Raw genomic sequence first — 1413 nt, forward strand, 5'->3', positions numbered from 1 at the left:
TAAAGGAGATTTTTTATGAATACTTTAAGAAAACAATTAGTCAAAGAAATTATATCAGATGGAGAATTTATAAAATCTGGAGATATAAGTAGTTATCTAAGAGATATGTTCAAAGATATATTACAAGAGATGTTAGAACAAGAAATGGCATTAGAGCTAGGTTATGAAAAGGGCGACAGCCATAACAAGAATACAACTAATAGAAGAAATGGATATAGCAAAAAAACTGTAAAGTCACAATTTGGAGATTTACAACTAGACGTTCCAAGAGACAGAGATAATGACTTTAACCCAGTAGTCGTTCCTAAAAATATTAGAGATATCTCAGGAATCGAAGAAAAAATAATATCACTTTATGCAAGAGGTATGTCAACAAGAGATATACATGACCAAATATTAGATTTATACGGTATAGAAATTTCAGCTGATCAAGTAAGTAATATAACAAATGTTGTAATTCAAAGAGCTAAAGAGTGGCAAAATAGACCTCTTGAACAAGTTTATCCTTTTGTATTTATGGATGCAATTCATTACAAAGTAAGAGATGATGGAAAAATAAAAAATAAAGCTGCATATATAGTTCTAGGAGTAAATAAGGATGGTTTCAAAGATATTTTAGGAATATGGATAGGTGAAAACGAAACTTCAAAGTTTTGGTATAGTGTTTTAACCGATTTAAAAAATAGAGGTGTTAAAGATGTACTAATTTTTAGTGTTGATGGATTAAATGGCTTTAAAGAGGCGATAGCCGCAAGTTATCCTAATTCTATAATACAAAAATGTATAATCCATCAGATAAGAAATACTTTTAAATATGTTTCATACAAAGATTCAAAAGTATTAATAAGTGATTTTAAATCTGTATATAAAGCAGTTAATGAACAAGAAGCCTCATCGGCTTTAGATAAAATAGATGAAAAATGGGGTAAACAGTATCCTTCGGCAATTAAAATTTGGAGAAATAACTGGGATGTTATAGCACCATTTTTTAGTTTTCCTGAAGAAATAAGGACTATAATGTACACTACAAATATAATTGAAGGACTTAATAGACAGTTTAGAAAAGTCACAAAAACAAAGTCCACTTTTCCATCAGACGACTCACTATTAAAAATATTGTTCTTAGCAAGTGAAAATGTGATGAAAAAATGGACTATGAGATATAGAAACTGGGATAGTATATATAATCAGTTATCTATATTCTTTGATAATAGAATATAATTTTTAAAAATCATATTTCAAAAATTTGCCATAATATATATGGTTTACAAAAATATTTAGAAATATCCCAGTATATATTTTTTACAATTTATTAGAATAAAATTCATATATTGGGAAATATTAATAGTAAATAAATAATTGTTGCTATAAAGTAGAAATTATCTTTAAAAGCACAAATTAATTTACAGTCTC

At 27.0% G+C, this 1413-nt stretch carries 1 protein-coding gene; it reads left to right on the forward strand.

The window, feature by feature from the left end:
• Positions 1 to 15 precede the first annotated feature (15 nt).
• On the forward strand, positions 16 to 1221 hold the full coding sequence (locus tag IC173_RS20240; RefSeq protein WP_227856200.1) for an IS256 family transposase: 1206 nt from the start codon (positions 16 to 18) through the stop codon (positions 1219 to 1221).
• Positions 1222 to 1413: the final 192 nt, after the last annotated feature.

The sequence above is a fragment of the Clostridioides sp. ES-S-0048-02 genome (assembly GCF_020658495.1).
GTDB lineage: Bacteria > Bacillota > Clostridia > Peptostreptococcales > Peptostreptococcaceae > Clostridioides.

Bases quoted from the DNA above. Each gene is read 5' to 3' on its own strand.
- IC173_RS20240 (WP_227856200.1), top strand. From the start codon at position 16: ATGAATACTTTAAGAAAACAATTAGTCAAAGAAATTATATCAGATGGA.